Raw genomic sequence first — 5,584 nt, 5'->3', positions numbered from 1 at the left:
CTCCTTCTCCGCCATTGGCCCCTTGGTCAAGCGGTTAAGACACCGCCCTTTCACGGCGGTAACACGGGTTCGAATCCCGTAGGGGTCATACTAAAGCACAGTCGATGTAATTGTTTACATCGACTGTGCTTTTTTTAACAGAAGAAATACGAAAAATCGTCTACCACTAAATAGGTAGACGATTTTTTTGCTTACGCACGTGACAGCATTCTTTCAAGAGAGCTACGAGCTTCTTTTGCCGTTGACGTATCCACTTGAATACGGTTATGTGGCTTACCCTGATCAATGCTTTCAAGTGACCATAGTAAATGTGGAAGGTCAATGCGATTCATTGTAAGACAAGGACAAAAGTTTTCGTTTAAAGAAATAATATGTTTATCAGGATGTTGTTGAATAATGCGGTTTACTAGATTCATTTCTGTTCCAATTGCCCACGCTGATCCGCTTGAAGCATTATTAATAGTATCAAGGATATATTTTGTAGAGCCTGCATCATCTGCAGCTGCGACAACTTCACGGCTACATTCAGGATGAACGATTATACGCATATTTGTATGTGATTGACGAACCATTGCTATATGTTGCACTGTAAAGCCTTCATGGACTGAACAGTGTCCTTTCCACAATATTACTTGAATATTTTCTGGCGATTGATCTGTTTCAAGCGTATTCATATGTGGATTCCATACGGCCATATTTTCGAGAGGCACACCTAAATCGAACGCTGTATTTCTTCCTAAATGCTGATCTGGTAAAAATAAAATACGTTGTTTTTGTGAAAATGCCCATTTTACCATTTCTTTTGCATTGGAGGAGGTTACACAGGCGCCACCGTGACGTCCAGTAAATACTTTAATTGCAGCAGTAGAATTAACATATGTTAATGGCAAAATTGTATTGCCGAAAAGTTGCTGTAAAATAGGCCATGCTTGTTCTGTTTGATAAATATCTGCCATGTCTGCCATCGAACACCCTGCACGCATATCAGGTAAGTAGACATGTTGCTTCTCAGTAGTTAGCATATCGGCTGTTTCTGCCATAAAATGCACTCCACAAAAAACAATATGCTCAGCTTCTTTATTAGTAGCTGATATTTGAGCAAGCTGTAAGGAATCTCCCGTAGCATCAGCAAATTGTATTACTTCATCTTTTTGATAGTGATGTCCAGGTATAAAGAGTTTCTTGCCTAATTTCTTTTTAATAGCTCGAATACGAGATTCCATTTCTTCTGTTGATAATGATCGATAATGCTCAGGAAGAAGTGAAGTTTGTTGTAGTAAACTAGTGATGGACAAGTGTATGCTCTCCTTTCATTTGTACAAGTGCGCTAATATCAAAAGCTTTTACAGAGTGAGTTAATGCACCTAAAGAAATCCATTGAATACCCGACTTTGCATAAGCATTGAGGTTTTCTAATGTAATGCCACCAGAAGCTTCAGTAGCGATATGTGCTGGAACAATTTGAAGCCAAGCACGTATTTCGTCTGGTGTACGATTATCGAACATAATAATGTCCGCCCCAGCTAATATAGCTTCTTCTAATTGTGCTTTCGTTTCAATCTCCACTTCGATTTTTACAGTGTGCCCAATTTTTTTGCGAGCAGTTTGTACGGCTTCAGTAATACTTCCTGCAAAAGCAATATGATTATCTTTGAGCATAATAGCATCGTATAAGCCACTTCGGTGATTATAGGCACCACCTACTCGTACAGCATATTTATCGAGCATACGTAATCCAGGAATTGTTTTGCGTGTATCGCAAATTTTCGCAGAGGTTCCTACTGTTTCACGAACTGCTAAATTGGCTGCAGTGGCGATAGCAGACATGCGTTGAATAAGATTTAAAATGACTCGCTCACCTAATAATAATTTTTGTAGAGGTCCTTTAATAACAGCAAGAACATCTCCGAAATTCACGGTATCACCATCATTTTTATGCATAGTTATATGCATGGAGGGATCGAGTAAACGAAATCCATGTTCTATAATAGGTGTTCCACAAAAAATGCCGCTGTCTTTTGCATAAAACGAAAAAGAACCTATTTGCTCAAATGAAAAGATCAGCTCGCTTGATAAATCCCCATCTCCTATATCTTCATTAAAAAATTGCTTGAGCATTTCCTCGAGTTTGATGATATTCATACAATGAATTCCTCACTTTCATTTGTCCTTGTTGAAAAATAATCCAGCGTTGTGCCCACTTTGCTTCACTGTTAGGCTTATCATTCCGAATGTGAGCACCACGAGTTTCTGTTCGTGTGATGGCAGCGTGTACCATCAATGATGCAACAATATGCATCATGTAAAGTTCTAGTTGCTGTTGATTTAGGCCCATTACATTAACTTGACGTAGAATTTGTAATGAAGGTAGTTGTTCTATCAAAAGCTGCATATCCAAAGGGTTTCGGACGATGCCTAATGTGTGCATCATTGTTTGTTGTAAGTTTTTCTTTGTTAATAAAGCAGGCATCGATTGATGGCAATGAGCAACAGCAAGCGTGAAATTAGTTTGCTTACAACCAGTTTTTATAATAAATTGAGCCATTTTTTGACCGAATGTTATGCCTTCAAGTAATGAATTGCTAGCTAAACGGTTTGCACCATGAACCCCTGTACAAGCAACCTCACCAACTGCATAAAGATTAGAAATCGAGGTTCTTCCCGTATCATCAGCAATCACACCACCCATTAAAAAATGGCTGCCTGGAGCTACAGGAATTAGACCGTTTTGTAAATCAATACCGTTATCTATGCAAAGTTTTGTAATAGTAGGGAATTTATTATCAAATCCCTGAATGCTTGAAATATCAATAAACGTTTCTTGCCCGAATGTACGTTTAATATATAACGTGTGTGCAGTAACATGACGTGGTGCTAAATCGAGCAATGGATGTACACCTGCCATAATCGGTTGACGCTCTGCATTAACAAAAATTCCTCCAGCACCCCGAACAGCTTCAGAAACCAATCCTTTAGCTTCACCATTACACCATAATAGACTTGGATGAAATTGCATAAATTCCATATCACTGATGGCAGCACCCACACGATACGCTAATGCAATACCGTCTCCAGTATTCGTTGAATAGTTAGAAGTACTTGAGTAGAGAGCACCCGCACCACCTGAAGCAAGGATGACGTGATGAGCAAAATAACGTTTTATTCCTTTATCGCTTTTTGTCAGCACGCCAATACAAGCACCATCCGTATTCATTAACAACTCGAATGCCATCTCGTTGCTATTAACGTGAACATTTGGAGATAGATGCTGAAGCAAGTAATCAATCAGTATTTGACCAGTCCTATCACCACCGGCATGTAAAATGCGATGATGGCTATGTGCTCCTTCTAAGCCAAGGGCAGGTTCGCCATTATCTAGTCGATCAATTGGTAATCCTTCTAATAGCAGTTGTTGGATAATCGTCATTCCATCCTGTATAAGTACATCAACAAATTTGTTTTCATGATGGTATTCACCAGCAGACAGTGTATCAGTGATATGAAACTTTATATGATCTTCTGGACTAGTAACAGCAGCTATTCCTCCTTGTGCACGATAAGAGCTACTTGTTTTAACAGAGGATTTTGTAACAATCTGTACTTGAAAATATTGTCCGAGTAGTCGTGCTGCTTGAAGAGACGCAATGCCGCTACCAATAATGAGTATGTCTGTCTTTACATCCATAGCTATACCTTCTTTACAGTTGTCTTGACACATATCTTTACATAAAATAAAAAGGAAAACAAGACTTGATGACTAGAAAGGGAGAATAAGATGATTTATATGGATTATGCAGCAACATCTCCAATGGCGAGTAATGCGCTTCAGGCTTATTGTGACGTTGCAAAACGGTATTATGGAAATAGTGCGAGCTTACACGATTTAGGAGGACAAGCAAATTATTTTGTTGAGCAGGCAAGGGCTATAGTAGCAGGGACTCTCGGTGTAGAAAGTGATGGGATTATTTTTACTGGGAGCGGAACAGAGGGAAATTTAATATCAATTTTGTCACTTGCTTTAGCTTCAAAAAAAGGAAAGCATATTATTTCATCACAAGCCGAACATACATCCGTTCATGCAGCATTAAATACACTTGAAAAAATGGGGTTTACCATCACGAAATTACCTTTACAGCTTAATGGATGTATTGATGTAGAACAAGTTCGTGAGGCGATAAGGGAAGATACAGCATTAATAACGATTCAACATGTAAATTCCGAAATAGGATCCATCCAACCTGTAGAGGAAATTGCCGTAATAGCAAATAACGAAAATATATTTTTCCATGTAGATTGTGTTCAATCCTATTGTAAACTAGCAACAAATTCATTTAGTGCATACGTAGATGCGATGACGATTTCAGCCCATAAAATAGGAGGACCTAAAGGGTGTGGGGCTATATTTATAAATCCGAAAATTCGAGTTCCAGCATTAACGCCTGGTGTAACGCATGAACGAGGTTTACGTGGTGGAACACTAGATACACCTGCCATTGTTGCGTTTGCGGCAGCCATTGAAAATTATCAATATGAGCGTCAACATTATGATTTGCTACGTCAATATTTACGAAAAAATTTACCTTCAGCTTGTCAATTGATTGACAGTGTAGAGCAACTGCCTAATATATGCGGTTTGATAATGGAAAAAGTGGAAGGGCAATATGTATTGTTAAAATTAAACGAGGCAGGTATTTGTATTTCAACTGGTAGTGCCTGTGATATACACAGTGAATCTGGTACGAAAGCAATTTTATCAATGGGCTATACGATGGAGGAGGCACGTCAATTTTTTAGAATATCCTTTGGACCAACAACAACATTCGAAGAAATTGATCAATTACTTGCTGCACTGACGAATGTTTTTGCGAAATACTAAACGAAAATAATGATAGGGAAATATTTAAATAAAAAGCTTTAGATTTTCACTCAGAGTCGCCACTTTCAGCGAAAATCAAAGCTTTTCTTAAAGTAAGTTAAACGGAACGAAAGATAGGAGATTGAATTTGTCATATGTTAATAAACTCCAGCATTTAATGTGAACTTTACCTAATGCCTACAGAAAGCTAACACCTGCATTTATAATTGTTACGAAGTAGTTTTAACTACGAGATTATTGGGGAAACTGCAATCAGGCAAATTCGTGATGTGCTCTTGAATTGTTTACCGCTAGATTATCAAAAGGACAGTAGTTGTGTTTGGTAGTTTAAATATATTCTTTATTCTATTTGCTAAAACTAAACTTTTTAATTTTTATGTAATAAAATGTTTTCTTTTGAAAAAACAATTGCTATAATGATTAGCAGAGCGATTATTTCTCTCACATAACAAAAATATCTTTAAAAAGTAGTAATTTCTTTTTTTTATAAAAAAGGGTTGCATTATGTTGATAAACGTTATACAATAATTCTTGTCTTGAAGGACAGGTAAACAACTTCAAAACGAAATACATAAGGGTTTCAAGATACGTTATAAATTGGAAACCGAAAATAGTCTAGTGATGATGGCAAAGAGGTCACACCCGTTCCCATACCGAACACGGAAGTTAAGCTCTTTAGCGCCGATGGTAGTTGGGGGCTTCCCCCTG

General features: G+C 37.9%; 4 protein-coding genes, 1 tRNA gene and 1 rRNA gene. 3 read left to right on the top strand and 3 right to left on the bottom strand.

Annotation, left to right across the window (positions count from 1 at the left end; all coding sequences use genetic code 11):
• The first annotated feature begins 16 nt into the window (after positions 1 to 16).
• Positions 17 to 88 (top strand) — tRNA-Glu (locus ACIP9G_RS22660).
• A 103-nt stretch (positions 89 to 191) separates the two neighbouring features.
• Here ACIP9G_RS22660 and nadA read toward each other — a convergent pair.
• Genes nadA through nadB form a run of 3 tightly spaced genes read right to left on the bottom strand, consistent with a single transcriptional unit; the run spans position 192 to position 3,685 of the window.
• On the bottom strand, positions 192 to 1,295 hold the full coding sequence (nadA, locus tag ACIP9G_RS22655) for a quinolinate synthase NadA (RefSeq protein WP_401022478.1): 1,104 nt from the start codon (positions 1,293 to 1,295) through the stop codon (positions 192 to 194).
• Positions 1,282 to 2,142, bottom strand: a complete 861-nt coding sequence (gene nadC / locus ACIP9G_RS22650; RefSeq protein ID WP_340822886.1) for a carboxylating nicotinate-nucleotide diphosphorylase — start codon at positions 2,140 to 2,142, stop codon at positions 1,282 to 1,284. The genes nadA and nadC overlap by 14 nt, the downstream gene beginning before the upstream one ends.
• Entirely contained in the window at positions 2,099 to 3,685 is a 1,587-nt protein-coding gene (gene nadB, locus ACIP9G_RS22645; RefSeq protein WP_401022476.1) for an L-aspartate oxidase, read from the bottom strand. The genes nadC and nadB overlap by 44 nt, the downstream gene beginning before the upstream one ends.
• Positions 3,686 to 3,784: 99 nt before the next feature.
• On the opposite strand from nadB, the gene ACIP9G_RS22640 reads away from it, so the two are divergent.
• Both ACIP9G_RS22640 and rrf read left to right on the top strand, forming a co-directional pair.
• A complete protein-coding gene (locus ACIP9G_RS22640; protein WP_401022479.1) occupies positions 3,785 to 4,876 on the top strand; it encodes a cysteine desulfurase family protein in 1,092 nt (363 codons plus the stop codon).
• Between the two features lie 614 nt (positions 4,877 to 5,490).
• Positions 5,491 to 5,584: ribosomal RNA gene (gene rrf, locus ACIP9G_RS22635) — 5S ribosomal RNA — on the top strand; the annotation flags it as partial.

Origin of the sequence: Lysinibacillus sp. NPDC093197 (assembly GCF_044754025.1) — a bacterium.
Taxonomy (GTDB): domain Bacteria; phylum Bacillota; class Bacilli; order Bacillales_A; family Planococcaceae; genus Lysinibacillus.
This window is presented reverse-complemented; position numbering and strand designations above follow the sequence as displayed.